This window comes from Marinobacterium aestuarii (genome assembly GCF_001651805.1).
Taxonomy (GTDB): domain Bacteria; phylum Pseudomonadota; class Gammaproteobacteria; order Pseudomonadales; family Balneatricaceae; genus Marinobacterium_A; species Marinobacterium_A aestuarii.
On sequence record NZ_CP015839.1, the window covers coordinates 296,242 to 322,722 of the forward strand.

At 59.0% G+C, this 26,481-nt stretch carries 28 protein-coding genes and 1 pseudogene; 14 read left to right on the top strand and 15 right to left on the bottom strand.

Annotation, left to right across the window (positions count from 1 at the left end):
* Positions 1 to 48 precede the first annotated feature (48 nt).
* The 6 genes from A8C75_RS23850 (at position 49) to A8C75_RS22855 (ending at position 5,923) form a co-directional block, all read left to right on the top strand.
* Positions 49 to 324 (top strand): hypothetical protein, encoded by a 276-nt coding sequence (locus tag A8C75_RS23850; protein ID WP_227819804.1) that lies wholly within the window; start codon positions 49 to 51, stop codon positions 322 to 324.
* 39 nt (positions 325 to 363) lie between these two features.
* The gene (locus tag A8C75_RS23855) at positions 364 to 780 is read left to right on the top strand and encodes a glycosyltransferase family protein (protein WP_067376970.1); all 417 of its coding nucleotides are present in this window, start codon (positions 364 to 366) and stop codon (positions 778 to 780) included.
* A gap of 436 nt (positions 781 to 1,216) precedes the next feature.
* Positions 1,217 to 2,218 carry a hypothetical protein gene (locus tag A8C75_RS01260; RefSeq protein ID WP_067376973.1) on the top strand — a complete coding sequence of 334 codons (1,002 nt, stop codon included), beginning with the start codon at positions 1,217 to 1,219 and terminating at the stop codon, positions 2,216 to 2,218.
* Between the two features lie 7 nt (positions 2,219 to 2,225).
* Entirely contained in the window at positions 2,226 to 3,269 is a 1,044-nt protein-coding gene (locus tag A8C75_RS01265) for a polysaccharide pyruvyl transferase family protein (protein ID WP_067376976.1), read from the top strand.
* Positions 3,270 to 3,376: 107 nt separating this feature from the next.
* Positions 3,377 to 3,976, top strand: coding sequence for a glycosyltransferase family 29 protein (locus A8C75_RS01270; RefSeq protein WP_067376979.1), 600 nt, complete (start codon positions 3,377 to 3,379; stop codon positions 3,974 to 3,976).
* Positions 3,977 to 4,370: 394 nt separating this feature from the next.
* A protein-coding gene (locus A8C75_RS22855; RefSeq protein WP_120785161.1) for an IS3 family transposase occupies positions 4,371 to 5,923 on the top strand; the annotation gives its coding sequence in 2 pieces (ribosomal slippage) (positions 4,371 to 4,833 and positions 4,833 to 5,923; 1,554 coding nt in all).
* 196 nt (positions 5,924 to 6,119) lie between these two features.
* Here A8C75_RS22855 and A8C75_RS01290 read toward each other — a convergent pair.
* From A8C75_RS01290 to lpxL, 8 genes and pseudogenes are all read right to left on the bottom strand, one after another.
* The gene (locus A8C75_RS01290; protein ID WP_067376985.1) at positions 6,120 to 6,509 is read right to left on the bottom strand and encodes an ISAs1 family transposase; all 390 of its coding nucleotides are present in this window, start codon (positions 6,507 to 6,509) and stop codon (positions 6,120 to 6,122) included.
* Positions 6,510 to 6,548: 39 nt separating this feature from the next.
* A pseudogene (locus A8C75_RS24220) lies at positions 6,549 to 6,795 on the bottom strand (ISAs1 family transposase).
* A gap of 245 nt (positions 6,796 to 7,040) precedes the next feature.
* The gene (locus tag A8C75_RS01295; protein WP_067376988.1) at positions 7,041 to 7,721 is read right to left on the bottom strand and encodes a sulfotransferase family 2 domain-containing protein; all 681 of its coding nucleotides are present in this window, start codon (positions 7,719 to 7,721) and stop codon (positions 7,041 to 7,043) included.
* A 46-nt stretch (positions 7,722 to 7,767) separates the two neighbouring features.
* Positions 7,768 to 8,466 (bottom strand): acylneuraminate cytidylyltransferase family protein, encoded by a 699-nt coding sequence (locus A8C75_RS01300; protein WP_067376991.1) that lies wholly within the window; start codon positions 8,464 to 8,466, stop codon positions 7,768 to 7,770.
* Positions 8,466 to 9,617, bottom strand: a complete 1,152-nt coding sequence (gene neuC / locus A8C75_RS01305; RefSeq protein ID WP_067376994.1) for a UDP-N-acetylglucosamine 2-epimerase — start codon at positions 9,615 to 9,617, stop codon at positions 8,466 to 8,468. Before neuC ends, A8C75_RS01300 begins: the two co-directional genes overlap by 1 nt.
* Positions 9,614 to 10,627: an N-acetylneuraminate synthase family protein gene (locus A8C75_RS01310; RefSeq protein ID WP_067376997.1), complete on the bottom strand. Its 1,014-nt coding sequence runs from the start codon at positions 10,625 to 10,627 to the stop codon at positions 9,614 to 9,616. The genes neuC and A8C75_RS01310 overlap by 4 nt, the downstream gene beginning before the upstream one ends.
* A complete protein-coding gene (locus A8C75_RS01315) occupies positions 10,624 to 11,628 on the bottom strand; it encodes a hypothetical protein (protein WP_067377000.1) in 1,005 nt (334 codons plus the stop codon). Before A8C75_RS01315 ends, A8C75_RS01310 begins: the two co-directional genes overlap by 4 nt.
* Positions 11,625 to 12,584 carry an LpxL/LpxP family Kdo(2)-lipid IV(A) lauroyl/palmitoleoyl acyltransferase gene (gene lpxL, locus A8C75_RS01320; protein ID WP_067377005.1) on the bottom strand — a complete coding sequence of 320 codons (960 nt, stop codon included), beginning with the start codon at positions 12,582 to 12,584 and terminating at the stop codon, positions 11,625 to 11,627. Before lpxL ends, A8C75_RS01315 begins: the two co-directional genes overlap by 4 nt.
* 247 nt (positions 12,585 to 12,831) lie before the next feature.
* Between lpxL and msbA the strand changes: the two genes are divergently transcribed.
* The gene (gene msbA, locus A8C75_RS01325) at positions 12,832 to 14,592 is read left to right on the top strand and encodes a lipid A export permease/ATP-binding protein MsbA (protein WP_067377008.1); all 1,761 of its coding nucleotides are present in this window, start codon (positions 12,832 to 12,834) and stop codon (positions 14,590 to 14,592) included.
* Positions 14,593 to 14,595: 3 nt separating this feature from the next.
* Entirely contained in the window at positions 14,596 to 15,876 is a 1,281-nt protein-coding gene (waaA, locus tag A8C75_RS01330) for a lipid IV(A) 3-deoxy-D-manno-octulosonic acid transferase (RefSeq protein ID WP_067377011.1), read from the top strand.
* A 605-nt stretch (positions 15,877 to 16,481) separates the two neighbouring features.
* Here the strand turns inward: waaA and cyaY are convergent.
* Entirely contained in the window at positions 16,482 to 16,805 is a 324-nt protein-coding gene (gene cyaY, locus A8C75_RS01335; protein WP_067377014.1) for an iron donor protein CyaY, read from the bottom strand.
* A gap of 110 nt (positions 16,806 to 16,915) precedes the next feature.
* On the opposite strand from cyaY, the gene lptM reads away from it, so the two are divergent.
* From lptM to A8C75_RS01360, 6 genes are read left to right on the top strand one after another with little or no spacing between them, the layout of a single operon-like run.
* A complete protein-coding gene (lptM, locus tag A8C75_RS23280) occupies positions 16,916 to 17,065 on the top strand; it encodes an LPS translocon maturation chaperone LptM (RefSeq protein WP_120785162.1) in 150 nt (49 codons plus the stop codon).
* A gap of 14 nt (positions 17,066 to 17,079) precedes the next feature.
* On the top strand, positions 17,080 to 18,339 hold the full coding sequence (gene lysA, locus A8C75_RS01340) for a diaminopimelate decarboxylase (protein ID WP_067377017.1): 1,260 nt from the start codon (positions 17,080 to 17,082) through the stop codon (positions 18,337 to 18,339).
* A 14-nt stretch (positions 18,340 to 18,353) separates the two neighbouring features.
* Positions 18,354 to 19,184: a diaminopimelate epimerase gene (gene dapF / locus A8C75_RS01345; protein WP_067377020.1), complete on the top strand. Its 831-nt coding sequence runs from the start codon at positions 18,354 to 18,356 to the stop codon at positions 19,182 to 19,184.
* Entirely contained in the window at positions 19,181 to 19,867 is a 687-nt protein-coding gene (locus tag A8C75_RS01350; protein WP_067377022.1) for a DUF484 family protein, read from the top strand. The genes dapF and A8C75_RS01350 overlap by 4 nt, the downstream gene beginning before the upstream one ends.
* A complete protein-coding gene (gene xerC / locus A8C75_RS01355; protein WP_067377025.1) occupies positions 19,867 to 20,769 on the top strand; it encodes a tyrosine recombinase XerC in 903 nt (300 codons plus the stop codon). Before A8C75_RS01350 ends, xerC begins: the two co-directional genes overlap by 1 nt.
* A complete protein-coding gene (locus A8C75_RS01360) occupies positions 20,762 to 21,487 on the top strand; it encodes an HAD family hydrolase (protein ID WP_067377028.1) in 726 nt (241 codons plus the stop codon). Before xerC ends, A8C75_RS01360 begins: the two co-directional genes overlap by 8 nt.
* A 6-nt stretch (positions 21,488 to 21,493) precedes the next feature.
* On the opposite strand, the gene hemW is transcribed toward A8C75_RS01360, so the two are convergent.
* The 6 genes from hemW to A8C75_RS01390 all read right to left on the bottom strand — a co-directional run bounded on the left by hemW (position 21,494) and on the right by A8C75_RS01390 (position 26,419).
* Positions 21,494 to 22,633 (bottom strand): radical SAM family heme chaperone HemW, encoded by a 1,140-nt coding sequence (hemW, locus tag A8C75_RS01365; protein ID WP_067377032.1) that lies wholly within the window; start codon positions 22,631 to 22,633, stop codon positions 21,494 to 21,496.
* Positions 22,634 to 22,764: 131 nt separating this feature from the next.
* Positions 22,765 to 23,382, bottom strand: coding sequence for an RdgB/HAM1 family non-canonical purine NTP pyrophosphatase (gene rdgB / locus A8C75_RS01370; protein WP_067377035.1), 618 nt, complete (start codon positions 23,380 to 23,382; stop codon positions 22,765 to 22,767).
* Entirely contained in the window at positions 23,379 to 23,840 is a 462-nt protein-coding gene (locus A8C75_RS01375; protein WP_067377038.1) for a DUF4426 domain-containing protein, read from the bottom strand. Before A8C75_RS01375 ends, rdgB begins: the two co-directional genes overlap by 4 nt.
* A 14-nt stretch (positions 23,841 to 23,854) precedes the next feature.
* Entirely contained in the window at positions 23,855 to 24,445 is a 591-nt protein-coding gene (metW, locus tag A8C75_RS01380; RefSeq protein WP_067377042.1) for a methionine biosynthesis protein MetW, read from the bottom strand.
* 1 nt (position 24,446) lies between these two features.
* Complete coding sequence (gene metX / locus A8C75_RS01385) at positions 24,447 to 25,613, bottom strand: homoserine O-succinyltransferase MetX (protein WP_067377044.1); 1,167 nt, start codon at positions 25,611 to 25,613, stop codon at positions 24,447 to 24,449.
* Positions 25,614 to 25,876: 263 nt separating this feature from the next.
* The gene (locus A8C75_RS01390; RefSeq protein ID WP_067377048.1) at positions 25,877 to 26,419 is read right to left on the bottom strand and encodes a YggT family protein; all 543 of its coding nucleotides are present in this window, start codon (positions 26,417 to 26,419) and stop codon (positions 25,877 to 25,879) included.
* Positions 26,420 to 26,481: the final 62 nt, after the last annotated feature.

Genomic DNA, 26,481 nt, shown 5'->3' on the forward strand with positions numbered 1-26,481 from the left:
ACCCAGTGGGTAACGTCGCTGCAGATCTTCGGGAACGGACGACAGGCCATGAATACAAATACACCAATTAGAGTCGCGCAGGTATTGGCGGGCGCCGCTGTGGGCGCCGCCGAGAACTTCTTCGTGCGCCTGCTGGCCGGCCTGAGCGAGCGGCCCGAACTCGATATCCATGCCTTCATTCGCGGTCATGCCCATCGACTGGAAGCGTTGAGGAACCGCGGCGTGACGACGCAGGGATTCCGCTTCGTCGGTAAGCTGGACGTGCTGGGCCGGCGGGCCCTGAACGCTTTCGAACCCGAGGTAGTCATGACTTGGATGAACTGAGCCATTATCAGTACATCTAACTCGAACAAATACCTGCTGGTGAACCGCCTCGGCCATTACTTCAACCTCAAGTACTGCCGCCACGCCGACTATTGGGTCGGTATCAGCAAGGGGATCTGCAAGCACCTGATCGACGGCGCCATCCCCGTCGACCGCGTGGTCCATATCCCCAATTTCGCCGAAGGCACCCCGGTGGAACCGCTGACGCGCGACAGCTTCGAAGCGCCGCCTGATCGCCCCTTGATTCTGGCGGCCGGACGGCTGTATGTGAATAAGGCGCTCGACGTGCTGCTGCATTCCCTGGTGGGCCTGCCCGATGTCATACTGTGGCTGGCTCGGGGCCTGAAGAGGCCAGTCTCAAGGTGCTGTGAAGCAAACTGGGGCTGGACAAACACGTGCACTCTCTGGGCTGGCGGGATGACGTCACTGCGCGGATGTGTACCGCAGACCTGTTAGTCTGTCCGTCGCGTCACTAGTGGCTGGGTTCTATCGTGATGGAATCCTGGGCCCACGGCTGCCCGATCATCGCCACCAACTCCCAGGGCCCCGGCGAAGTTATTATCGACGGTCTCAGCGGGCTAATCACCCCGGTTGACGACACCCGCGTGCTGACGGGCGATCCGTTCGGTGCTGACCAGCCCCGATCTCCGGCAGGGGCTGATCGAAGGTGCCAGCCTGGTGTACGCAGAAGGTTACAGTCGGGCGCATATCGTTAACGAATACGTGGGATTTTACAGTAGAATACGGGCGGGAGCTGGCTGGCCCACTGTGAGTCTGTCACTACCGGGAGGGCCGGGTATAGAGCGACTGGGCGGTATGTTAGAGCGGCTGTCCGGACGCTTGGACTGCTGTTTCTAGGGCCGACGAATCTAAATGCGATGAATGGACACTGATGATGCAGGCACCCCCCGGGGTACAAAAATACTGGCTCTGGAAACTGTCGCAGCGATTGGAACGGTCGGGCTTTCATAAACTGGCAGCGAAGCTCTACCGCAAGGCGCTAGTGCCGGGTTTTCGGCACAACCACCATTGCGGGGCAGACTTTAATCTCGTCACCTCAAACAGCTGCTTCACTGTGTACTGGAAAGGAGGGCGGCACCTAGAGGGGGGGCTGCCGTTGAGACAGGAGATGCCTAAGTCGAGGCCCTGCCTGATCCTGGGGAGCGGTCCTTCCATCAATGAGCTGGATGAACGTCTCTATACCGAATGCGATATCTTCGTTGTCAACGGCTCCATCCTCAAGTGTACGGCGGCGCGGCGGAGGGTGCGAGCCTATATCGTTCAGGACCCGAACTTTATCGAAACTTCTTTCGAAATCTTCAAGCAGGGTCTGGACTTGGCCGACAGCCTGTACCTGTCGTCCCACGCCATTGCTGCGATCGCACGACGCGATGCCGGGTTACTGGACGGGCGGACGCTATACCTACTGGAGCGGGCCAACCGGGCCTTCTTGCTGCCGCGGCTAGCAACGGACGAATTCCGTGCACGTTTTCGTCATGAGGACTGGCTCCAACTGGGCGATGACACCGGCCCGGCGTTGATCGGCTGGAGCCATGACCCAGCTCGCGGGGTCTTTACCGGCAGTACGGTGGTCTATTCGGCGCTGCAGCTCGGTGTCTTCGCCGGCTACGACAACATCCTGCTGGCAGGTGTGGACTTCTCAGTCGGCGTGGCCGGAGGGCGTTTTTATAGTGAAGGCGGCAGTTCGGCGGTCTCGCATCTGGATGACAACTTTATGACACAGATATTGCCGTCTTTCACTCTCGCATCTGAGATCCTGATAGCCGGGGGTGTGCGGATCACCAATCTATCAATCGATAGCCGCCTTCCGGAAAACGTAATACCCAAATCAATTCCTTCGAGCGCCGGTTCGCCGACCTGTGATAACGAGTAATTCAAAGATGATAAAAACCGTTCTTATCAACGATACCTCGTACGCCAATCATCACGGCTGTATTCGGGTGATGGAAAATATTCGCGAAGGATTGGGCGAAACGGACTACGAGATTATCGGCACGATTCCCGTGGGCGCGCCATTCGAAAAGCTTGAAAGTAATAAACGTCTTGTCGATGCGGCCGATCTGGTGGTGCTAAACGGAGAGGGCAGCATTCACCACGAGCGCCCCTACTCCCTGTCGATGACTGAGGCGCTCGAATACGCGATATCCAAAGGCAAGAAGGTGGCTCTGATCAACGCGCTCTGGCAGGGAAATAATGCCGAGATGGCAGCCGTCGCGGGGCGCACGAATCTTCTGTACGTCAGGGATCGCCGCAGTCAAACGGAGCTGGGTGGTTTCGGTATCAGTGCGGCTTATGCACCTGATATGACCTTCTCCAAGCCGGTCAGATCGACGGTGCGCGCTGTCGAGGGCCGACTTGCGGTAACCGACAGCTTTTACAAGCAGTATACCGCCGAGGCCTACCGCTATTGTCGGCAACACAGGGAGGTTTCGTACGCGCCGATGATTCGTTCGCGCCTCGTACATACCTGGCGCGAGGACAACAGGAGCCGGAAGTTGAAAGAAGCGCTCTACCTCCGTCTATTGAAGCTGTCCGGCGGGCGCTTGCCCATGCGACAGTATTACAAGGATCTGATGTTCCAGCAATCGACACCCCAAGCCTATATTGATTATCTTGCGGGACACGAGGCGGTCGTCTGTTACCGCTTCCATGCGCTCTGTTTCTGTCTGCAAGCTGGCATTCCTTTCATTGCCATTAGGTCCAACTCCTGGAAAGTCGAAGCGTTGCTCGAGGAGATTGGGCTATCGCTTCAAGAGCGAATGTTGTCGCACGAGGAGGTCTTGGCCAACGGGCCGGCGGAGCTGGTCGAGCGGGCGCGCCAGTCCGATCGTGATAAACAATTGATCAACGATTTTCTTATCTCATCCCAAGCAGATAACGCACGAATTTTCAGCGAAATCGGCGCTATTGTTGCGGCGACATAAGTGCTGGCGCGGCAACAGGGCCGCCAATATATGCACTGATAGTATAGAGTCTTCTTTTTCAAGGTACTGCGGCTACCACGTTTTGAATGATGTAAGAGGTTTTTAGAATGTATGAGCTAGAATCCAAGATCGAATTATTAAAGAACTTTGTTGCAGGGAAGTCAGTACTCATTGTAGGGAATAGTGAGTCGATTTTTGGGTTGGGTCTCGGAGACAAGATTGATAGTTTTGACGTTGTTGTTCGAATGAACTTGGGACGTGTAAAAAAACCGTTTCAGCAAGGTACGCGCACGGATGTGCTTTTTACATCGGTTCCAAAGTTGAGCGAGTCCGATATAGTGTCTTGGTTTGATCCAAAGTGGGTTGTTTGGGCTACCTCTAAAAGAGACAGAGTTCCCGAGTTCAGAAATATAAATGACCGATTAATTTATCATCCAATGAGCTACTGGGAGGAACTGTATGAAACCCAGGCTCCTTCTAGGCCGTCGACCGGTCTTATTGCAATTAATTTCTTCTCTAACCACTGTGCCTGTGCTTCAGTTTCCTATATTGGATTCGATTTCTTTGAAACAGATACGTTTTATCATAAGAAAAGGTTTGGTCTCTTGCGCAAGAAACTTAAGACGCCGCGGCCGCATGATGGTGACAGCGAAAAAAAATTCATAAGCGACCTGGAGTACCGTGGCAAGCTGTTTCGTCTTTCTTAATTAATCCGAAGTAAATCCCAGGCTATGCCGGGGGGGCTCGTATAGGGGCACAGGGCAAACGCATGAACACTATTTGATCAACCCGAGAATGTGAAACAGGTAACGGCCACTCCAGCCGCAGGCCTTGCGCTTGTTTTTGATCTCCAGCTTTTCGGTTGTGTCTTGTTTGAGCAGGTTCAGTGCGATCTAACGGGCAGTCGCCAGATTTTCGGCCGCATGGCCCTGCCGGGCCCGGGAATGATCCTCGGAAAAAGCGACATTGAGCACCCAATGCAGTTGGTTTTCGACGTGCCAATGGCTTGTAACACTTCGTCAGCCGCCCCCGGTGTCAGGGTAGTTGTCGCCTGATCAGTTTCACCTAAATCAAAGCACCGGGGACGGAAAGAGTCATGCGATGCGACGTTATTCACCCGAGCGTAAAGAAGCGCTGCTGAAGAAGCTTTTGCCGCCCCACAATATGTCTGTGGCCGAGCTCGCCCGCCAGGAAGGCATCTCCGATGTAACCCTGTATGCTTGGCGAAAACAGGCCAAAGCGGGAGGTGCTGCGGTGCCCGGAGATCAAAAGTTAACGGATAACTGGTCAGCTGAATCCAAGCTGGCGGTGGTGATTGAGACCGCCGCGCTGTCTGAAATCGAGCTGAGCGAATACTGCCGCAGTAAAGGGTTGTATCCCCAACAGGTCAAAGCGTGGCGTGACGCCTGTCTGTCGGGTCAGCAGACGGCCAAGGCCCAACGTCAGCTCGATCGCGAACAGGCCAAGGCCGACAAGAAACGTATCCGCGAACTGGAGCGTGAACTCAGACGCAAGGACAAGGCACTGGCCGAGGCGGCCGCGATCCTGGTGCTGCGAAAAAAGCTCAATGCCTACTGGGGGGACGACAGCGAGGACAGCTAACGGCGCTGTCGGTCCGGCAGGACTATGTCGCTTGGATTGCTGAAGCCATGGCCGCCGGCGCCCGAAAACAAGTCGCCTGCAAGGAACTGGCGATTAGTCTGCGCTCGCTGCAACGCTGGACACAGGAAGGCGCGCCGAAAGCCGATGGTCGCACGACCACGCCGCGGCCCACGCCGGCGAATGCCCTGACTGATGCTGAACGCGAGACGATCTTGCAGCTCTGCAACAGCACGGAATACGCGCATCTTCCACCGAGCCAGATCGTGCCCCGGCTGGCCGATCAGGGCCGTTATCTCGCATCTGAAAGCAGCTTTTATCGGGTGCTGCATGCCGCCGATCAGCAGCATCGCCGGGGCCGCGTTCAGCGCCCGAAAAGGCATCCGGCACCCACGACGCACGCTGCGAACGGGCCGAACCAGCTTTGGTCTTGGGACATCACGTATTTACCCTCGCCGGTGCGGGGCCAGTATTACTATCTGTATCTGATCGAGGACCTTTACAGTCGCAAGGGCGTGGGTTGGGAGGTGCATGAACAGGAATGCGGCGATAAGGCCGCAGCTCTGCTGCAACGCAGCGTGCTCAGCGAGCAGTGCCTGCATCAGCCGCTGGTACTGCACTCGGATAACGGCGCGCCGATGAAGTCCGTCACACTGCTAAGCAAAATGTACGACCTGGGGATCACACCGTCGCGTGGGCGACCGCGGGTCAGCAATGACAACGCCTTCTCGGAGTCGTTGTTCAGAACGCTGAAATACTGCCCGCAGTGGCCACATAATGGCTTCACCAGCCTAGATGAGGCACGGGCCTGGGTGAGAGACTTCATACGCTGGTACAACCACGAACATCGTCATAGTCGCATCCGCTTCGTCACGCCGGCCGAACGGCATCGTGGACAGGATCATGAAGTGTTGGCTCGGCGAGATGCGCTGTACCAGCAAGCCCGTTCTGAACGACCGGAACGCTGGTCAGGCAACACGCGTAACTGGCAGCCGGTTGGGATGGTGATGCTCAACCCGGAGAAGCAGGAAACGACTCAGAATAAGGCTGCATAACAGAATGGTCTGCGCGACAACTACGTTGACAAACACCGGCCGTCATGACCTTACTGGCCATAAAATACCTTATCAAGCTCGTGCCTTTATGGGATGTCTGGCGATCCAGCCGCACGGCGGCGATGGTTTTCGCCTTCCAGCCTGCGGCTTCGGGCACATCTTCCATGGCATGCGTGACCCAGCATCGGCGCTGCTCCTAGTGACCGTGGACGTAGGTGTCTTGGGCTGTAAAGCCGGTCCCCGGCGCATCATCCGGGTGCGCGCTCCAGTAGTCGTCGAAGTATGTTGAAAGCTCTGTATGTAGCTTGCGTTGATTACTTTTGACTGCCAACAGGTAATCCGCCTCCTTTTTCAGGATTTTATTGGCGATGCGTTTCTGGCGCCCCATCGCATCAAGCGTGACCAGGCAGCCTTTGATCGCCAATGTATCCAGCAACGCCGGCATTGCGGTGATTTCGTTGGACTTAGCATCCACTTTGAGCTGCCCCAGCGCGATACCGGCCTCACTGGCCCATGCATTGACCATATGAGTTGCAACGCGGTGCGGACCTCGGGAGCCGCGTACGGTTTTGCCATCAATCGCCACAACGCCTGATAGCGACGTATCGATCAGGACGTCTTGGACTCAGGTCGTGAAAAGCGCCCGAAACTGCGCAGGGTCGAGCAGGGAGAACACCCTGTTAAAGGTGTCGTGTGATGGAATGCCGCCCGGTAGTTGCAAATACTGGCGGAACCAGTCTTCACGTTCATGCGCGAAACTCGATGGCGTTCCAATCATCGGCCCCGCATAGCAGGGCGTAGGTGGTCATGAAAACGACTTCACCGAGGTCGTGGCTGCACTTGACGGACTGACGTGGGTCTTTGGGCTGCATGATACGGTCAAGTAAGGGTATGGGCAAAAGCCCGCCTGCATCTCGCTTTCACGCGGTTGATGCAAGCTACCGCTTATGCAACTGTATAAAAATCGTTCATGCGTTTGCCCTGAGGGGATCATGGTACATGGGTGTATCAAGCCTGTCCTAAGATCCGGATTATACCTTTAAACCAGAGGGGGTACGCAAAATGCGGATTGCTGAAGCTGAGTGCCTGAATTCTGCGTACACAAAATGCCAGTATGCTAGAGGGCCCGGGGGCGGCGTAGGGCCTTACTGCATCTAACGGATGGCTGTATATTGTCGAATGCGTAGCCGAAGTGAGCGATATCTTCGCGGAAGCGACGGGCGACGATCTCGATCATCTCGTTGTCGAACTCGCTGCGGTAATCGCGTTTCGAGTTGGTGGAGCTGTTCAAGTGCGGCAGCTTGATGCGACAGCCAATGCGTTCGCCGACCAATTCTAGATCCTCCTGCAGAAACTCGAAGTGTCCCAAGAAGTCGATATTTAGGTTACCATCGGTGTTGGTGAAGTAATCGATTTGGGGGCGCATCGTATGAAGCGTCTGTATCCAGTCACATCCCTCCTCGGTCTTGATGAGAAAGTCCTTGAATGAGCTTATAGTCATTATTTCGTGCCGCGGCTGCTTTTCGGTGAGATAGCGATAGAAGGATGACATCCGGTCCCAGGGGTTGCGGACGAAACCGAAACGGTAGTAGTTCCGGGGATTCATGCCCCTGACTCTGTCGTAGAGGTTCTTTCGCGATTCGAACTGAGCATCGAAATCGACTAGGGTTTCGTGCTTGGTATTCGCTAGCCAGCGTTTGTTGTTACCCCGCAGCTGCGACAGCGACTTCATCACGCTGGTGCCGGCCGATTTCGGGATATGGACAAAAATAAATTGATAGTGCGAGTTGATGACCATGCTGTGGCTCTGAATTTGGGTTCTGGTGTAGGGGTATACCTAGGGTTCAGATCGGTATCCGGCAATACAGGTGCGCCAGGGCTCCTTGGGCGTCATAGTAGTCCAACATCACTAGGTCTTCCGGGCGGTCGATGTTGATGAAGTGCGCGGATTCGATCGCGTTGCTGCCCGGCGGCACGAAGCGGCCCTGCGCAAGCAGGGCGTCACGCCGGATGGCGTAGACCGCGCCGGTTAACTGATAGGCCGGCGGCAGGGACTGACGTGGCACATCGCTGCGCGCGCCGTCGATAAAGGGGGCTAGCGAGCCCTCCGCCTCGATCCGGAACAACTTGTAGGGATGGGGCTCCTCCAGTCGGCAGACGGTCACCGCGGCCGGATGGTCCTCGAGCGCCCGGATGGCCCTGTCGATCAGCTGTCCGTCCCGCAGTGGTGACGTTGGCTGCAGCAGCACGATCTGCGTGCAGTCCGGCAGTTGTTCCAACAGCGCGGCGATCACCTCGAAGGTAGTGGTCTTGTCCCCGGCCAGCGTCTGCGGTCGCAGGCCCAGGCTTTCGGCACCGGCCTTGAGCGCGATTTGTTCGTATTCCGGGCTGTCCGTCGACACCAGCAGGCGGTCGATCAGGGTCGACTGCTGTCCGGCGCGGACCGCCAGTTCCAGCAGGCTGACACCACTGACCCGGTGGATGTTCTTGTCCGGGATGCCCTTGGAGCCTGCCCGAGCCGGAATGACAGCGATAGTGCTCATCAGTAGCTGTTGCCTTTTTCGAAGTTCAGCTCAATCTGCGCCAGCATACCGGCAATTTTCTTGCCGGCGTCCCCGTGACCGAAGAGGTCGTCATGCTCGTAGGCCCGGGCCTGCAGCTGTCGCGTAATCGCGGCCTGAACTGACGCCTGGGTGTAGTCGGCAAAGGTGACATTGGGGCCATGTTCGCGGTTGCGCTGTCGATCTCCCACCACCACGGCGGGTACGCCCAGGAAGCTGCCTTCGCGGATAAAGGACGACGAGTTGCCGATACACACGCTGGCGTTCGCCAGTACCCGTACGTAGTCTTCCGGGGAGAAGTTGCGGTAAAAGTGGAAGCCGGCGGATTCGCCCCGCTCGCGAAAGCTTCGGATGCCCTTGGCGACGTCTTCACTGCCGGCGTCCGAGTTTGGCCAGAGTACAACCTTCTGGTGATCCGGGAATTCGCACAGGGCGTGCAGCGTCTCCATGACCTGATGCATGCCATCACCAAAACTGGTGGTAACCGGGTGCTGCACCATCAGCATATAGGGCTTGCTCCAGTCGATGGCGCTGCCCACGCCACCGTACCCTGCCATGACGTCGTTATTGATGGCGGTGTCTTCATTGGCGATAACATCCATGGCCGGGCAGCCATAGTTGAAGACACGGTCCTCGTCTTCACCCATGCGAATCAGGCGCTCGCGCGATTGCTCGGTGCAGGGGAAGTGGATATCGGCCAGCTTGGTGATGGCATGACGCACGCGGTCATCAATGTTGCCGCTGACTTCACCACCCTGGACATGCACCAGTGGAATGTTCATGTAGCTGGCGGCAATGGCGGTGGCCATGGTCTCGTAGCGGTCCGCTACGGTGACCACCATATCGGGCTTCAGGTCCTGGAAGGCAGTGGAAAGTTCGACAATGCCCAGACCGGTGGATTTCGCCTGGGTCAGGGGCGTTTCGCCTTCAACGACATAAAAAATGCTGCGATCCGGCTCGAAACCCTCCTGGCGAATGATATCGACAGCCCGTCCGTAGCGTTCCAGCAGTGTGGAGGCGCCGACGATAAGCTGCAGTTCCAGCTCAGGGTGTTCCTGAACCGCCCTCATGACGTATTTTATGCGGCCATAGTTGGCGCGGCTGGCAACAACGACACAGACTTTACGTTTCATGCGTTATCCAAATCTTTTGAATTGAGGAATGCCCACTGTGACAACGGCTGTTTCAAGGGCTGCCCGATCACCTGCTGCCAGTCGCGGGCGGCGATGCCCTGTCCAGCCGGTTTTTTGGCTTCCAGGTCCCCAAAGCTGAGGCGGTGGCCTGCGGGTAAATCCTTGTTAACCGCTAGCGACTTTTCGAAGATGCCTTTCAGTTCCCGGTAGGGCGTCAGGTCATCCTTGTCGATGGGGTTGGCCAGGCTGGTGTCGATCATGCGAATACCCTCCACCATCTGGCTGAGCTGGTCAAGGCTGAGGGATGAACGGCTGTCGGGGCCGAACATGCGCTTGTCGAAAATGGCGTGGACTTCCACCAGCTCGGCGCCCAGTGCTGCAGCGGCGATCGCCGGGTGGGGAGTGCCCGAGTGATCCGACAGGCCTGTGGGCAGTCCGTAGCGCTGTTTCAGTTCGCCGATGATATTGAGGCCCAGGCGTTCGGCCGGCGTCGGGTAACTGGTGGTGCACTGCATGACGGACACCTGAATGTCGCGCGCCTGCAGGAAGCTGACGGCGGCGTCGAGCTCGTTAAAGCTGCTCATGCCCGAGGACAGTATGACCGGCTTGCCGGTCTGGCTGAGGCGTTCCAGCAGGAGGAAATTGCTGACCTCTCCGGAGCCCACCTTGTAGCGCGCGATGCCGATGTCTTCCAGTAGGTCCACCGCGGCATTGGAGAAGGGCGAACTCATGAACTCGAGACCGACGGAATCACAGTGTGCCTTGATCTCGGCCCACTGGGCGGCATCGAAGGACATCCGCTGCCAGTAGTCGTACCGGGTCTTGTCGACATAGGAAAATTTCACCCGGAACGGCTCGTGGATACTGCTTTCTGCGGCAGCTATATGGGTTTGAAACTTGATGGCATCGACACCCGTCTGGGCAACAGCATCAATATAGGAGTGCAGAATGCCCAGGCTGCCGTCATGGGCCTGGCCTATTTCGGCAATGACAAAAGTGGGTTGTTTCATGGTGTCATGTGTCCCTTGTCGCGGATAAAGCGCGGGTGGCGGCTGGCGAGTTCCTGATACAGCTGGCGCCATTTGTCCTTGTCTGAGTTCGGCCCCAGCCTGTTCTGCGCGATTTCAAAAATGGTGACCGGCAGGCCATAGAGTTGCTGCAAGGTGTCTGCGGCGGACGAGTTGAAGGTCGCAACTTCGCCCGGCAACCAGCCCTGTACCAGCGGTTCGCACTCCAGAATATTGGCAAATCTGACCACCTCGAAGCCCAGTGGCTCAGCCAGGGGTTTAACCCTGTCGGCATCCTCGTATCGATGCAGCACATAGAGGATTTTGCGCCCGGCGTAATGGGAACTAACCCGCTCCAGCAGCTCGGTAAAGAGGCTGGGGTCCTGGATATGTTTTGGGTGAGTATTGGAGCCAATGAACAGCACCAGATCCCGCTGTTCAAGGCCCTGACCTTTTTCGCGCAGGCAGCGGTAGTCATTCAATATATGCCGCGCGCGCGCCACCCAGGGGAGTTCATAGAGCGAAAAATACTCGGGTTTGACGCCCTGGGCGACGGCTCTTCTGCGTCGCAGCAAGCGGTCGGTGAACTGCTCCCGGGATTCGCCCGGCGACTCGCCGTTTTCGATCCGGGACGAGAGGATGAGAATTTCATTGCCATCATCAATCAGGCAGGTGCGGGTCGGCTGCCAGGTGTTGTAAATATGTGCGTGCAGGTGCTTCAGCCAGGCGGTGTAAAGACAGTGTATCCGAGTCTGACTGCCCAGTTTCAGCCACAGCAGCAAAGGGTAAAAGTAGCGGCTGAACAGATTGAGTCGCAGCGGTATGACGCGGTCCCAGTGGTTATCCAGCAGCGGCGTGCAGAGGTTCAGGTCGGCAGGCTTGCGATAGGTGAGCAGCAGAACATTCTGCTCCGGCCCGTCCCGGTGAAAGCGGTCCCGGGCCTCGGTGCAGTTAAGCAGCTGCAAGGGTGTGCGCGAGATGAACAGGTTGATGCTGCCGCTCATGGGGAGTCGTTCGGCTGCACATCTACAGCCTCTGCGCCGGGGCGGTATAAAAAATTCTTGCCCTTGGGATGCGTTTTGAAACGCTTGTGCACCCACATGTACTGGGCAGGGTCCTTGCGGATGGCGCGCTCAAGCTCTGTATTGATGCGTGCGGCGTCGGCTTCCTCGTTGCCGCTGGGGAAGGGCTCAATGACCGGCAGTACTTCGAGTTCGTAGCGGCCATCGGGCAGACGGTGCTGAGCCAGCATCAGGATGGGGGAGTCGTTGAGTTTCACCAGGCGGGTGGTGGCGGTGATGGTGGCCGCCGGTACACCGAAGAAGGGTGCATAGACGGATTGTTTGATGCCGAAATCCTGGTCGGGGGCGTACCAGATAATATGGTTCTTTCTGAGGGCGCGGATCACCGAACGAATATCCGAGCGCTCTATGGCCTGGCCGAAATAGCGGCCGCGGCCGCGGGTGATGATCTTTTCCATCAGGGGGTTGTTATGGCGCCGGTACATGGCATCCACCGGGTAATGCTCGGCGAACAGCAGGCCGCCCAGATCCAGCGTCGAAAAGTGGGCGCCCAGCAGTATCACGCCATTGCCCCTTGCAAGGGCGGCGTCCAGGTGTTCGTGACCTTTGAAGATGATGCGGTCGCGGAACCACTGTTTGGGTGACCACCAGGCCATCGCCGTTTCAAAGACGCCAATGCCATTGTTGAGAAATATTTCCCGGGTTAGCCGGCGCTGTTCTGCCGCGCTCAGCTCAGGGAAGCACAGTCGTACATTGACCTCGACCACATGACGGCGGCCACGGGCGACACGGTAGAGAATTTTCCCGAATGTACGGCCCAGGGCCAGCTGGCCTGCATAGGGCAGTCGATTGAGCAGCCACAGTAGCCCCATGCCGAGCCAGGTCAGCCAGAAACGCGGGTGCCAGAAGGGGGGCTGTGGTGAGTCTTTGCGCGCCATGTGCTTCGCCAAGCTCTTCGCAGTGAAGTTCGCTGCATTCTACGGCTGCGGGAGCAGATCGGCAAACCGTGCGTTCCAGCATCGCCTGGGGTCTGCCTTCTGCGGCAAAATCACGCTGTGCATTCGAAGGTTGCACTAGGGACTGTTGACGTTTGCGAATGCGCCCTGTTGTTCTGCAAACGTCAACAGCCCCTCGGGTCATCCATGTATAATGAGCGGCGAAAATAACGAACCGATGCGGTCATTGATGAGTAAGCAACAGGCACCCACAACCGAATTGAGCAGCTGGAAAATTTACCAGCGGCTGCTGGTCTACGTAAAACCCTACTGGTTTGCGTTTGTCGTGAGTTTTATGGCTTTTGGCGCTTACGGTGCATCCCAGGCGCTGTCGGCCAAGTGGCTGGAGCATGTGGTCAACGCGGTGGAAAAGGGCGCCCTGGAGCAGCGCGGTGTGCTGGCGCTGGCGGTGCTGGGCATCTTTGCCCTGCGTGGCGCGGGTACCTTTGTCGGCAACTACAGCATCAGCCATGTGGCGCGCCAGGTGGTGCACGGTCTGCGCACGGATCTGTTCGACTGTATGCTGGCATTGCCCAGCAGTTACTATCAGCACAGTACAAGTGGAGAGTTGCTGGCCAAGCTGACCTATAACGTCGAGCAGGTCACGGGTGCCGTTACCGATGCCATCAAGACCCTGCTGCGCGAAGGCCTGACGGTCATTGGACTCTTCGGTTACCTGTTCTACCTGAACTGGAAGCTGACGCTGATCTTTATCGCCGCATCACCCTTTATCGCCGTGGTGGTCAGTATTGCGTCCAAGCGCATGCGCAAGCTGAGCCGGCGACTGCAGCAGTCGGTGGGGGACATTACCAGCTCGGCGTCTGAAACCATCAAGGGCTACCAGATTGTGCGCATCTTCGGGGGCACCGAGTTTGAGCGCAATCGTTTTAATGACGCCAGCGATCGCAACCGGCGCCAGTTCATGAAAATGGTGGTCACCCAGTCGCTCAATACGCCGGCGGTGCAGTTCCTGATTGCCCTGGCGCTGGCGGGGCTGCTGTATACGGCAATGCACCCGGACGTCATGGGGGGCATGAGTACCGGCCAGTTTGTAGCCTTCCTGACGGCGGCGGGGCTGATTACCAAACCGTTGCGCCAGTTGACCGATATTAGCACGCAGGTACAAAAAGGCATTGCTGCGGCCGAATCGGTATTCTCGATCATGGACGAAACGCCCGAACGGGACGATGGTGTGCATCGGGTGGAGCGCGCACGCGGTGAGCTGATTTTTAACAAGGTGGGTTTTCGCTATGGCGTGGATGCCGCCCCCGTGCTGCATGACCTGGATCTGCATATAGCGCCGGGCCAGACGGTGGCCCTGGTTGGGCGTTCCGGCGGTGGCAAGTCGACCCTGGCGTCCTTGCTGCCGCGTTTTGGCGATGGCTGGACAGGGCAGATACTGCTGGATGGCACACCGCTGGAGCAGTATCTGCTGAGTAATCTGCGCCAACAGATCGCCCTGGTCAATCAGCAGGTTGTGCTGTTCAACGGCACCATCGCCCAGAACATTGCCTACGGTGCCATGGCCGGTTGCAGCGAGGCGCAGATCGAGGCGGCAGCTGAGGCCGCCCACGTGATGGAATTTGCCCGCCGTTTGCCGAAAGGGCTGCACACTGAAGTGGGCGAGAGTGGTTTGCTGCTTTCCGGCGGTCAGCGCCAGCGCATCGCCATCGCCCGGGCGATTTTGAAGGACGCGCCCATACTGATTCTGGACGAAGCCACCTCGGCACTGGATACGGAGTCCGAGCGGCATATTCAGGATGCGCTGGATCAGGTGATCAAGGGACGCACGACCCTGGTCATTGCCCACCGGCTTTCCACCGTCGAGAAGGCTGACCTTATTCTGGTGCTGGACCAGGGGCGTATCGTTGAACAGGGTTCCCATGCGCAATTGATCGAGCGCGATGGCGCCTATGCCCAGCTGCATCGCATGCAGTTTGCGGAAAGCTGATTGATGGCGCGTCTGCTCTATACCGCACTGCTGTACCTGGCTCTGCCCATCATCCTGCTGCGGCTGTGGTGGCGTGGGCGCCGAGCCCCGGCTTATCGCAGTCGCTGGTGCGAGCGGCTGGGCTTTGTGACTCCCTGTGACAGTCGACCCTTGTGGATTCATGCCGTGTCCGTGGGCGAAACCGTGGCCATTGCACCGCTGGTGGAACTGTTACTGGCGCGCAGGCCCGATCTGCCCTTGTTGCTGACGACCACGACACCGACGGGTTCCGAGCGCGTTCGCGCCCTGTTTGGTGATCGGGTGCAACATGCCTATTGCCCCTGGGACCTGCCCGATGCGCTTGCCCGTTTTCTGCGGCGCACCCGGCCGCGCGGCTGCCTTATCGTCGAAACCGAACTCTGGCCCAACCTGGTCCACGGCTGTCATGCTGCCGCTGTACCGGTACTGCTGGCCAATGCCCGGCTGTCGGCGCGCTCGGCCAAAGGCTATAAGCGCTTCGCGGCGCTCACGCGGCCGATGCTGCAGTGCCTGAGCCAGGTCGTGGCGCAGCACAGGGATGACGGCGCGCGCTTTGTCGAGCTCGGCCTGTCGGCAGCGCAACTGACGGTCAGTGGCAGCATCAAGTTTGATATCGAAACCCAGCCGCACTGGCTTGAAGCCGGTGCCCGCCTGCGGCAACAGTGGGGCGAACGCCCGCTGCTGGTGGCCGGCAGCACCCACGAGGGGGAGGATGCCGCGCTCTTGCGCGTGCTGGAGCAGTTGCGTACAGAGTTTCCGGCGCTGTTACTGGTGCTGGTGCCGCGTCATCCGGAGCGTTTTGAGCCCGTCTACCAACTTTGTCTGGAAGCCGGCTGGTCGGTTGCACGACATTCGGTTGCAGGGCATGGCGAGTCGGCGCCGCAGGTGGGTGCAGTCGATGTGTACCTCGGCGATACCATGGGTGAACTGATGGGATTGTATGCCGCGGCAGATATTACTTTTGTCGGTGGCAGTCTGGTGCCCCGGGGCGGGCACAACCCGCTGGAGCCCGCAGCCCTGGGCAAGCCTGTACTGATGGGGCAGCAGGTGTTCAACTTTCAGGCGATTTGCGATGCGCTGGAGAGCGCCGGCGGGCTGACCCGGGTGGTCGATGAAGCGGCACTGACCCAGGCGCTGCGAGAATTGCTGGCGGATCCTCTGCAGCGCCAGCAGCAGGGCGCTGCGGCCCAGGCCTTTGTGGCGCAAAACCGCGGGGCGCTGGAACGCCTGTACCAGCAGGTCGAGAAGACTCTGCTGAGGCCCTAGAGCATTTTCACGAAACACCAATCTGTCGACCGAGGTTACTTTGAGTGTTTCTTTACTTCGGCCGGATATGGGTCGAGGTAAGGTGAAAATGCTCTAGCAGCCTCCGGCCACCGAAACATCAGAGCGGCTCTTGCTTCCCCCTTATGAGCAGAAAATTGCTCCTGCATTTTCTGGCTACCGGCCATCCATGGCCATATGCCAGCGAGCACTGAGGTCATTCGGCGATCAGGCCCGAAGGGGCGCAACAGGGACTGATGCGCCTGCGATGAGGTACATGGATGTACCTTCAGCGCAGCCCGCCGAATGAGTTCAGAGCGCAGCGAATAGGCTTCATCGGGGTGTGCTTTCTTTGCATACTTTCTTTGCACAAGCAAAGAAAGTATGTCGCCAACAGGCGAAATACGGGCTCGAAAAAATCAGCGGAGCTTCCGCCAATAAGCGCGATCCAGGACACACAGGAGTCCAGCTTTTTTCACTTAGAGCCGCACGGTGCGATTCGCTTGGGTAAACGGTGCGATTAGCTTCGCTCATCAGCACCCTGCAAAAGCCGCTTCGGCTTGCCTGCCCGCCATTTCGCTCCAGGCGGCTGATTCAGAGCGCTGGGCTCAGAACGGAAACGCCAGATCCTCATCCGCCTGCAGGCGGAAAATCTCGTTCAGCACATCGGCCAGTGGTGCCTTGTCGGTATCGCGTATCCAGCGTTGCAGCGATGTATCAAAGTCAAAATGAAAGCCGCCATTGCGTGCTGCAACCCAGAGCTGCAAGACCGGCGGCTGGCGGGTAAAGATCACCTGGCTGCCATTTTCGCAGACGATGGTGAGCATGCCGCCATGGCTTTCGACGTCCAGGTCGCTGTCGACATCCTCCAGCAGGTCTTCGAGGGTGATGAGGGTTTCATCGACGCGGTCGTTGAATTCTGATTCGGTCATCGGTCTGTGGTTCCGCTGTGCTTGGAGCCCGGCAGTATATCCGAGTTTCTGCCGCTACTCATCCCGGGTATAATCGCTGCTTTGGAATCGCCGGAATAGGGGCTGCAATCGTGAAACGCTGGAACTGGATACTCTTCGTAACCTTCGCGCTGCTCGCTGGCTGTGGCAACAAGGGCGCGCTCTATATGCCGGATCAGGTTGATCCCGCTGCACCCGCCTCGCAGACATCGGCCCAGCCGCCGGCTCCCGCACAGAACTGATAACGGACAGATTGATGGATAACTTTGAGTACCGCGATGGGCGCCTGCACTGCGAGGACATGAACCTCGAGCGTATCGCTGAAGAATACGGCACACCGCTGTATGTTTATTCCCGTGATGCGCTGGAGCGGGCCTACCTGGATTATGCCCAGGCGCTGGAAGGCCGTGATGCGCTGGTGTGCTTTGCGGTAAAGGCCAACAGCAATATCGCGGTGCTGAACGTGCTGGCGCGCCTGGGGGCCGGCTTTGATGTAGTGTCGCTGGGCGAGATCGAGCGTGTGGTCCGGGCCGGTGGCGACCCCGCCAAGGTGGTTTTCTCCGGCGTGGGCAAGCAGGCGCATGAAATTCGCCGCGCACTGGAGCTGGGGATTCACTGCTTCAACATCGAGTCGGAAGCCGAGCTTGAGCGCGTCAGCGAAGTTGCCACAGCGTCGGGCATGACGGCGAAAGTGTCCTTTCGCGTCAATCCGGACGTGGACGCCGGCACCCACCCTTATATTTCCACCGGTCTTAAAGAGAACAAGTTTGGCATCGCCATCGAGCGTGCCCGCGGCGTTTATAGCCGGGCGGCGGAACTGCCCAGTATCGAAATCGTCGGCATGGACTGCCATATCGGCAGTCAGCTGACCGAGCTGCGTCCCTTCCTCGATGCGCTGGATCGTTTGCTGGTACTGGTGGACGAGCTGGCCGACGATGGCATCCAGATCAAACATCTGGATCTGGGCGGTGGTCTGGGCGTGTGCTACACCGACGAACAGCCACCGTCTGCCGCCGCCTACATTGGCGCCGTGCTTGAAAAACTGGGCGATCGTCCGCTGAGCCTGATCTTTGAGCCGGGCCGCTCCATCGCCGCCAATGCCGGGGTCATGCTGACGCGGGTCGAGTTCCTCAAAAGCAACGGTGACAAGAACTTTGCCATTATCGATGGCGCCATGAACGATCTGATCCGTCCGGCGCTGTACAGTGCCTATCAGGAAATCGTGCCGCTGAGCCTGCGTGAAGACGGCGAAAGCAAAATCTACGATCTGGTGGGTCCTGTGTGCGAAACCGGTGACTTTCTCGGCAAGGACCGCGAGCTCAATCTGCAGCCCGGCGACCTGCTGGCGGTGTGCTCGGCCGGCGCCTATGGCTTTGTCATGAGCTCGAATTACAACACCAGGCCGCGTCCGGCCGAAGTCATGGTCAGCGATAATCAGGCGCATCTGGTGCGCAAGCGCGAAAGTATCGGTGACCTGCTGCACGGTGAGCAGTTGCTGCCCAAAGATCATTACTGAGAAGCGAAACAGCTATGTTGGTACGTTTTACCAAGATGCACGGCCTGGGCAACGACTTCATGGTGGTCGATCTTGTCACGCAGCGTGCCAAGATCACCCCCGCGCTGGTGAGCCGTCTGGCGGACCGCAATTTTGGCGTCGGCTTTGACCAGATGTTGCTGGTGGAACCGCCGACGGATCCGAAGATGGACTTTCGCTACCGTATTTATAATGCCGACGGCTCTGAAGTGGAGCACTGCGGCAACGGTGCGCGCTGCTTCGCCAAGTTTGTGCGTGACAAGCGTCTGACCATCAAGCCGGTGATCTGCGTTGAAACGGCCAAGGGCAAGGCGATACTGCGGGTGCTGGAAGACCGCCAGGTGGAAGTGGATATGGGCGCGCCTGAGTTGGTGCCGGCCGAGATCCCCTTTGTGGCGGATGGCATTGAGATCACCTATCCCATTGAAGTGGCTGATCAGTGGCTGGATATCAGCGCGGTCTCCATGGGCAACCCCCACGGCGTGCTGCTGGTGGATGATGTCAGCACCGCTGCGGTGGAAACCCTGGGGCCGCTGCTGGAGCGGCACGAGCGCTTCCCGGCACGGGCCAATATCGGTTTTATGCAGGTTCTGTCCACGAGCGAAATTCGGCTGCGGGTGTATGAACGTGGTGCCGGCGAAACCCGAGCCTGCGGTACCGGTGCCTGTGCGGCCGTTGTGGCCGGGCGTCGCCGCGGCCTGCTGGGTGATGATGTGCGCGTGCATCTGCCAGGCGGTGAGTTGCAGATTCGCTGGGCGGGCGAGGGTTCATCCGTATTGATGACCGGCCCTGCGACAACCGTTTACGAAGGGCAGATTTTCATATGAGCGATCAGGCCAAACAGCAGCCGGGCGAGCTGGACGAGCAGCAGGTGGCGGAGTATCTGGCGCAGAACCCGGATTACTTTTCCCGTCACTCAGGCTTGCTGGAAAAGCTCTACGTGCCCCACGAAACCGGTACCGCCGTGTCGCTGGTGGCGCGCCAGACCGGTGTGCTGCGTGAAAAGAACCAGCAATTGCGCACCCATCTGTCCGATCTGATCGACGTGGCGCGTCACAACGATGTGCAATTCGAGAAGACCAAGCGCATGGTGCTGGCGCTGCTGGGCTGTGAAACCCTGGATGATGTCGCCATCGCCATTGACGAAAGCCTGTGCCGCGATTTTCAGGGCGATATCACAACCCTGATGCTGCTCGGTGACGGCGAAGAAAGTGGTGCCGCGCGCTGGCTGAATGAAGCCGATGCCCAGACGCTGGAGCCCTTGCTGGGAACCAACCTGCCCAGCTGCGGGCGCCTGCCGGAGCCGCAGCATCTGTTTGTGTTTCAGGAGCAGGCGTTCCGGATTCAGTCGGCGGCGGTGGTTCCGCTGGTGCAGGGCGAAACCCTGGGCCTGCTGGCGATTGGCAGCTACGATCCGCATTACTTTCAGAGCAGCCAGGGCACCCTGTTCCTGTGCTATGTCGGCGAAGTGCTGAGCCGGGTACTGTCCCGCATCCTGAGCCGGGGCTGATGTCGCCCGATCCGGATGTGCTGGATGCCTTTGTGCGCTATCTGCGTACCGAGCGCCAGTACTCCGGGCACACGCTGGCCAACTACAGGCGCGATATCGAACGTCTGCTGCGCTATGCCGTGGCGAACAGCCTGAGTGACTGGAACAGCATCAGGCCGCGGGATCTGCGTGCCTTTATCGCCGAAACACACCGCGAGGGGCTGGCCGGCAAAAGCATTCAGCGGCTGCTGTCGGCCATCCGCTCCTTCTATCGCTTTCTTAATCGCGAAGGCCTGAGCCAGCAGAACCCCGCATTGGGTATCAGTGCACCCCGCTCACCCCGGCGCTTGCCCAAAACACTGGATACCGATCAGGCGGCCCATCTGATGCAGATTCCGGTGACCGATGCGGTCTCTGCCCGCGATTGTGCCATGATGGAACTTATCTATTCGTCCGGTCTGCGCCTGGCGGAACTCGTCAGTCTGGATCTGGGGGATATCGATTTTCGCGATGCCAGCCTGGTCGTGACCGGGAAGGGACGCAAGACCCGCATGTTGCCGGTCGGCAGCAAGGCCCTGGCGGCGCTGGACGTCTGGCTGGGGCTGCGCGGCAGTCTGTTGCGCGGCGAGCAGCCGGCGCTCTTTATCAGCAAGCGCGGCAACCGTATCAGCACCCGCGCCGTGCAGCAGCGGCTCGAACACTGGGGGCTGCACCAGGCCACCGATGGCAAGGTGCACCCGCACCGGCTGCGCCACAGCTTTGCCAGTCACCTGCTGGAGTCCAGCGGTGATCTGCGCGCGGTACAGGAGCTGCTGGGGCACGCCGATATCGCCACGACCCAGATCTATACGCATCTGGATTTTCAGCATCTGGCCGATGTTTATGACAGGGCCCATCCAAGAGCGCGCAAAAAAGATGATTAAGTGTGTCACCTTCGATCTGGACGATACCCTCTGGGCCATTGATCCTGTGATCGAGATTGCAAACAACTCGCTGTTCGACTGGCTGCAGCGCAATGCGCAGCTCTTTGTGCGTCAGTTCAGCATTGCCGATCTGCCGCGTCTGCGCGATGAGGTGCTGGCGCGCTACCCCGAGATTTCCCACAGCGTGACCCAGATTCGCCTGCGCCTGCTGCAGGAGGGTATGCGCCGGGCCGGTTATGGGCCAGAGCAGGCCGAGGCGCTGGCGTTGCAGGCGTTCGAAGTGTATCTGGAGGGGCGTCATCAGGTGGAGTTCTACGAGCATGCGCTGACCATGCTGAAGGTGCTGCGCGAACGCAATCTGCAGATCGGTGCCCTGAGTAATGGCAACGCTGATGTGAAGCGGGTGGGGCTGGGGGACTATTTCGACTTCCAGTTCAACGCCGAGAGCACGGGCCACGAAAAGCCCCATCCGCTGATGTTTCAGCAGGCGCTGGCGCATGCCGGGCTGCGTCCCGAGCAGGTGGTGCATGTAGGGGATAATCCGGTGGCCGATATCGAAGGCGCGCACAACGCGGGCCTCTGGACCATCTGGGTCAATCTCAACGACCAGGCCTGGCCCGGAGGCCCTGCACCGACACAAACCGTGCGGGCGCTGAATGAAATCCCCCAGGCGCTGATCGAGATCGCAGAGCAGGCCGCAGGTCGCGTCACGCTCTAATCGTGCTTACAGAAACATTTCCAGCAGATTGTTCAGGAACAGCCGGCCCTGATGGGTCGGCCGTATGTGGGCCGGATCATTCTGCAGCAGCCCCTGCTGTATGGCTCGGTCGAGCTGTACGCGGATGCTGTCCGGGCTGATGCCGGCACGGGCCTGCAGTAGCTGCAGCGGCACGCCGTCCACCAGTCGCAGTGCATTGAGCATGAATTCGAACGCCAGCTCGTCCTGGGCAATGGCGTTCTCACCCCCCAGACGTTTGGTCACATCCATATAGGCGGCGGGCTGGCGCTGCTTCCAGCGTCGCATGATGTGGCCGTCTGCAGGGCGGGTCAGCTTGCCGTGGGCGCCGGCACCTATGCCGATATAGTCGCCAAAGGCCCAGTAATTGAGGTTGTGCGCCGCCTGGCGCCCGTTGCGGGCATAGGCCGACACCTCGTACTGGGCAAAGCCCGCTGCGGCCAGTTTCTCCTGCCCATGCTCCTGAATTTCCCACAGCACCTCATCCACCGGCAGGTTGGGCGGGCGGGCATTGAACTCGGTATTGGGTTCGATGGTGAGCTGGTACCAGGACAGATGATCGGGCTGCAGTGACAGGGCCGTATCCAGATCTCGCATGGCGCCGGCCAGATCCTGCTGCGGCAGGCCGTGCATCAGATCCAGGTTGATATTATCGAAACCGATGGCCCGGGCGCTGGCCACGGCGCGGTAGGCTTCATCGGCATTGTGAATCCGCCCCAGTGCCTTGAGCTGGGCATCGCTGAAACTCTGGATACCAATGGACAGGCGGTTGACGCCGGCGGCCCTAAAACCTGCGAAGCGTTCCTGCTCGAAGGTGCCGGGGTTGGCTTCCATGGTGATTTCGGCCTGGGCGGACAAGGGCGTGCGCGCGGCGACGCCGGTGAGAATCTGCTGGATTGCCGCGGCTGAAAACAGGCTGGGGGTGCCGCCGCCGATAAAAATGGTGTCGATGCTGCGGCCCTGTACATCGGGCAGTTCTGCGTCCAGATCCTCCAGCAGGGCTGCAACATAGTCCGCTTCCGGCAGTTCTCCCTTGGCGGCGTGGGAGTTGAAGTCGCAATAGGGGCACTTGCGTACGCACCAGGGAATATGGATATAGAGCGACAGAGGTGGCAGCTGCAGGGACATGGGATCAGGGCTTCAATAGGAGGAAAAACAGCGGTGGCCGATTCCCCCTGATGTGAGTGAGAGAACCGCATTCCGCGACCACAACAGCGTGGCGGAATGCGGATTATCCCATGAGTCGCGGTTAAAGTCCGTCAGTTCTTCAGGTAGGGCCCTATCTGCTCGACCAGCCGGGCCACTGCCTGGCCGCGATGGCTGAGGCTGTTTTTTTGCTCGCGGGGCAGTTCGGCTGAGCTCAGGCCGAGTTCTGGCAGCAGAAACAGCGGATCATAGCCGAAACCCTGTTCACCTCTGGGCGCATGCAGTATATGACCTTCCCAGGTACCGATACTGATCAGCGGAGTCGGGTCTTCGGCGTGGCGCATAAAAGCCAGTACGCAGCGAAAGCGCGCACTGCGCCTGGCATCCGGTACATCCTTGAGCTGGTGCAGCAGGCGGCTGTTGTTTTCGGCATCGGTGGCACCCGGGCCTGCAAAGCGTGCCGAGTAGATGCCGGGTGCGCCGTCCAGCGCATCGACTTCGAGGCCGGAGTCATCGGCCAGTGCCGGCAAGCCGGTGCTGCGACAGGCATGACGCGCCTTGAGGATGGCGTTCTCGATAAAGCTAAGGCCGGTTTCGTCGGCGTCGCTGACATTGAAGGCCGATTGCGGCAGTACCTCGATGTTCAGGGGTGCGAGTACCTGACTGAATTCGCGCAGTTTACCGGCGTTGCCGCTGGCGAGGATGATGCGTGGGTGCTTGAGTGTGTTCATTCGGCGTAGAAGGTCTGTTCAAACTGGATGCTGTAGGCGGGCTGGTTCGGGTCCGGCTGGACGTCGAGCGCGATACGCATCAGTTGGTCGTTGGAAAAGGGCAGACCGCCGATGTAATAGAGCGCGTCCGTTTCTTCGATTTTCTTGAAGCTGATATTGCTGCTCTGGCCAATCAGGTTGCTGGCCGTACCCTTGACGATGGCGGTGACCGGCGTCTTGCTGCCGTCGCTGGCTTTTTGCAGTACCGATACATTGATCAGGGCCAGAGTTTTGCTGCGGGTCAGGCCGTAGCTCTGGGCCACCTGGGGTTCGATGAAGGTGCTGTTGAAAGCGTTGTAGTGCACTTCATAGTCACCATAGGCGACGAACTGGTCGGCCTGGGCGAAACTTGCGCTGAGTGCAAGGCCGGCCAGCAAGCCCTGCAGGGTATGGCGTACTGTGGATGTTAACGCGCTCATTGGGGCTCCTGATATTATCGGGTGATGCGGTAGATGGCGATTTCGCCCAGCATATTGGGCCACAGACGCAGCCACCAGCGATCACGGTGTTCATTGTCCACAACGGTACGATCCAGAATATGAATGTTGCGTTCAACACACAGACGTTCAAAGTCCTTGAAGGTACAGAAGTGGATGTTCGGGGTGTTGTACCAAGTATAGGGCAGGAATTTTGACACCGGCATCTTGCCGCGCAGCGCCAGATAGCTGCGTGCACGCCAGTGGCCAAAGTTCGGGAAGGTGATGATGCATTCCTTGCCGATGCGCAGCATCTCGTCAATGATCTGGTCGGGGCGGTGCATGACCTGTAGCGCCTGGGTCATGATAACGGCATCAAAGCTGGCATTGCGAAGCGTCGCCAGCCCCTCGTCTATGTCCTTTTCGATCACATTGACGCCGGCCTCCAGACAGGCCGTTATGTTGTCATGGTCGATTTCCAGACCGTAACCCTCGACCTGCTTGTGTGTGGCAAGGTAGCTCAGCAGCTCGCCATCGCCACAGCCCAGATCCAGCACCCGGGTGCCGGGTCTGATCCAGTTCTGAATGATATCCAGGTCTACGCGCATCTCAGCGGCTCTCCTGCGCAGATGACGGTATATCGGCGGCCACCTGACCCATGCAGGCGCCGAACACTTCCATATAGCGCGGTATGGGAATCAGAAAGGCATCATGTCCCTGGGGTGAGTCGATCTCGGCGTAGCTGACGGCCTTGCCGGCATCGATCAGGGCATCGACAATTTCCCGCGAGCGCTCGGGGGAAAAGCGCCAGTCGGTGGTGAAGGATATAACCTTGAACTTGCACTGCGCGCCGCGCACCGCCTCGCTCAGGCTGTCGCCAAAGCTGGCGGCCGGGTCATAGTAATCCAGCGCCCTCGTCATCAGCAGATAGGTGTTGGCATCGAAAGCGGCGGAAAACCGCTCGCCCTGATACTGCAGGTAGGACTCGATCTCGAACTGCGGACTCAGATCAAAGCTCAGCTTGCCGCTTTTCATGTCGCGGCCGAATTTTTCCCGCATGCCATCATCCGACAGGTAGGTAATATGCCCCACCATGCGCGCCAGCATCAGGCCTGTCTTGGGGATGGCCTGTTTGGCGTAGTAGTGACCGTCGTGGAACTGCGGATCCCGCGTAATGGCCTGGCGAGCCACTTCATTGAAAGCGATATTCTGCGCCGAGAGCCTGGCGGCGGCGGCGATGATAATGCAGTGACGCAGGCGCTGCGGGTAGTCGATGGCCCACTGTAGCGCCTGCATGCCCCCGAGACTGCCGCCGATCACGGCGGCCCATTGCTGAATGCCAAGACGATCTGCAAGACGTGCCTGGCTTTGGACCCAGTCGGGCACAGTGACGATGGGAAAGTCGGGGCCATAGGGCGCACCTGTCTCGGGGTTGGGCTGATTGGGCCCGCTGGAGCCGTGACAGCCCCCCAGATTGTTCAGCCCGACGACAAAAAAGCGGTTGGTATCAATGACCTTGCCAGGACCTATGGCCGAGTCCCACCAGCCGGGCTTGGGGTCGTCCATGCTGTGATAACCGGCCAGGTGATGATTGCCGGAGAGGGCGTGGCACACCAGAATCGCATTGGAGCGGTCGGCGTTCAGTGTGCCGTAGGTTTCGACCGTCAGGCTGTAGCTGTCCAGTTGGCGTCCGCAGGCGAGTTCCAGTGGCTGGTCAAACTGGAATTGTTGCGGCTGGACCAGACCGACCGAGTCTGCGGGGATGGACGTTGGCATTAGCTGTTATCCAGGTGCTGAAGTAACCGGGTCCGGACCGTAGAAGCGGCGCATAACCCGGGGCAAAAACTGCATGGTCAGGGGCTTAGCGCAGGGGCTTGATTCCCATGTCCGGTGCTATCCGGGCCGGCAGCCTGATGCGTATTGTCAGACTGTGGCCATGCTGGCCGCAGACCCCGTCCTTTGAAACCCTGGATCACAGATGACGGCTCAGTAGCAGGTGATCTCCGTGCCACTGGCGGTAGCAGGCCTAGGCCGCCATCCTACATGACCAGGCGGCTGACCTGGGACTGCATGATCTGAATGGCCAGGAAAATCAGGATCGGCGACAGGTCCAGTCCACCAATGGGCGGAATCACCTTGCGGGCCAGGGCAAACAGCGGCTCGGTCAGCTGCAGGAGCAGCTGGGGGGCAGGGTGATAATTGTTGGGCGCTATCCAGCTGATGATAACCGCACCTATGACGGCCCAGAAGGCGATGGTCAGCAGGGTATTCAGCAGGCCGGCGAGGGCAAACAGCAGCAGGCTGGTGATGGGCAGGCTTTGCCCCGCGACCAGCAGCAGCAGGAAGAGTGTCAGCAGCTTGACGCCATAGGCCAGCACCAGCGCCGACAGGTCCACGGAGCCCGCCCGGGGGATGACCCGTTGCAGCGGCGCCAGTGGAATGCTGGTCAGCCGTGCGACGGCCTGGCTGATGGGGTTGTAGAAATCCACCTTGGCCAGCTGCAGTAAGAAGCGCAAGACGACGATAAATGCATAGAGTTCGCCGATTGTGCGGATGATCAGAAGGATCGGATCCTGTCCCATGGCCGTTTCGCCGCCTTAGATTCAAGCTGTTGATTTGCTGGCAAGTATAGAGCCTTTCGCGC

Excerpts from the sequence above, each read along its gene's own strand:
- rdgB (WP_067377035.1), bottom strand. The coding sequence starts at position 23,382 with ATGAACACACTCAAGCACCCACGCATCATCCTCGCCAGCGGCAACGCC.
- A8C75_RS01390 (WP_067377048.1), bottom strand. The coding sequence starts at position 26,419 with ATGGGACAGGATCCGATCCTTCTGATCATCCGCACAATCGGCGAACTC.
- metX (WP_067377044.1), bottom strand. The coding sequence starts at position 25,613 with ATGCCAACGTCCATCCCCGCAGACTCGGTCGGTCTGGTCCAGCCGCAA.
- metW (WP_067377042.1), bottom strand. The coding sequence starts at position 24,445 with ATGCGCGTAGACCTGGATATCATTCAGAACTGGATCAGACCCGGCACC.
- xerC (WP_067377025.1), top strand. The coding sequence starts at position 19,867 with ATGTCGCCCGATCCGGATGTGCTGGATGCCTTTGTGCGCTATCTGCGT.
- hemW (WP_067377032.1), bottom strand. The coding sequence starts at position 22,633 with ATGTCCCTGCAGCTGCCACCTCTGTCGCTCTATATCCATATTCCCTGG.
- A8C75_RS01310 (WP_067376997.1), bottom strand. The coding sequence starts at position 10,627 with ATGAAACAACCCACTTTTGTCATTGCCGAAATAGGCCAGGCCCATGAC.
- msbA (WP_067377008.1), top strand. The coding sequence starts at position 12,832 with ATGAGTAAGCAACAGGCACCCACAACCGAATTGAGCAGCTGGAAAATT.
- A8C75_RS01315 (WP_067377000.1), bottom strand. The coding sequence starts at position 11,628 with ATGAGCGGCAGCATCAACCTGTTCATCTCGCGCACACCCTTGCAGCTG.
- A8C75_RS23850 (WP_227819804.1), top strand. The coding sequence starts at position 49 with ATGAATACAAATACACCAATTAGAGTCGCGCAGGTATTGGCGGGCGCC.
- waaA (WP_067377011.1), top strand. The coding sequence starts at position 14,596 with ATGGCGCGTCTGCTCTATACCGCACTGCTGTACCTGGCTCTGCCCATC.
- dapF (WP_067377020.1), top strand. The coding sequence starts at position 18,354 with ATGTTGGTACGTTTTACCAAGATGCACGGCCTGGGCAACGACTTCATG.
- A8C75_RS01265 (WP_067376976.1), top strand. The coding sequence starts at position 2,226 with ATGATAAAAACCGTTCTTATCAACGATACCTCGTACGCCAATCATCAC.
- A8C75_RS01295 (WP_067376988.1), bottom strand. The coding sequence starts at position 7,721 with ATGGTCATCAACTCGCACTATCAATTTATTTTTGTCCATATCCCGAAA.
- A8C75_RS01270 (WP_067376979.1), top strand. The coding sequence starts at position 3,377 with ATGTATGAGCTAGAATCCAAGATCGAATTATTAAAGAACTTTGTTGCA.
- lysA (WP_067377017.1), top strand. The coding sequence starts at position 17,080 with ATGGATAACTTTGAGTACCGCGATGGGCGCCTGCACTGCGAGGACATG.
- A8C75_RS01375 (WP_067377038.1), bottom strand. The coding sequence starts at position 23,840 with ATGAGCGCGTTAACATCCACAGTACGCCATACCCTGCAGGGCTTGCTG.
- neuC (WP_067376994.1), bottom strand. The coding sequence starts at position 9,617 with ATGAAACGTAAAGTCTGTGTCGTTGTTGCCAGCCGCGCCAACTATGGC.
- cyaY (WP_067377014.1), bottom strand. The coding sequence starts at position 16,805 with ATGACCGAATCAGAATTCAACGACCGCGTCGATGAAACCCTCATCACC.
- A8C75_RS01260 (WP_067376973.1), top strand. The coding sequence starts at position 1,217 with ATGATGCAGGCACCCCCCGGGGTACAAAAATACTGGCTCTGGAAACTG.
- A8C75_RS01300 (WP_067376991.1), bottom strand. The coding sequence starts at position 8,466 with ATGAGCACTATCGCTGTCATTCCGGCTCGGGCAGGCTCCAAGGGCATC.
- A8C75_RS01350 (WP_067377022.1), top strand. The coding sequence starts at position 19,181 with ATGAGCGATCAGGCCAAACAGCAGCCGGGCGAGCTGGACGAGCAGCAG.
- lpxL (WP_067377005.1), bottom strand. The coding sequence starts at position 12,584 with ATGGCGCGCAAAGACTCACCACAGCCCCCCTTCTGGCACCCGCGTTTC.
- A8C75_RS01360 (WP_067377028.1), top strand. The coding sequence starts at position 20,762 with ATGATTAAGTGTGTCACCTTCGATCTGGACGATACCCTCTGGGCCATT.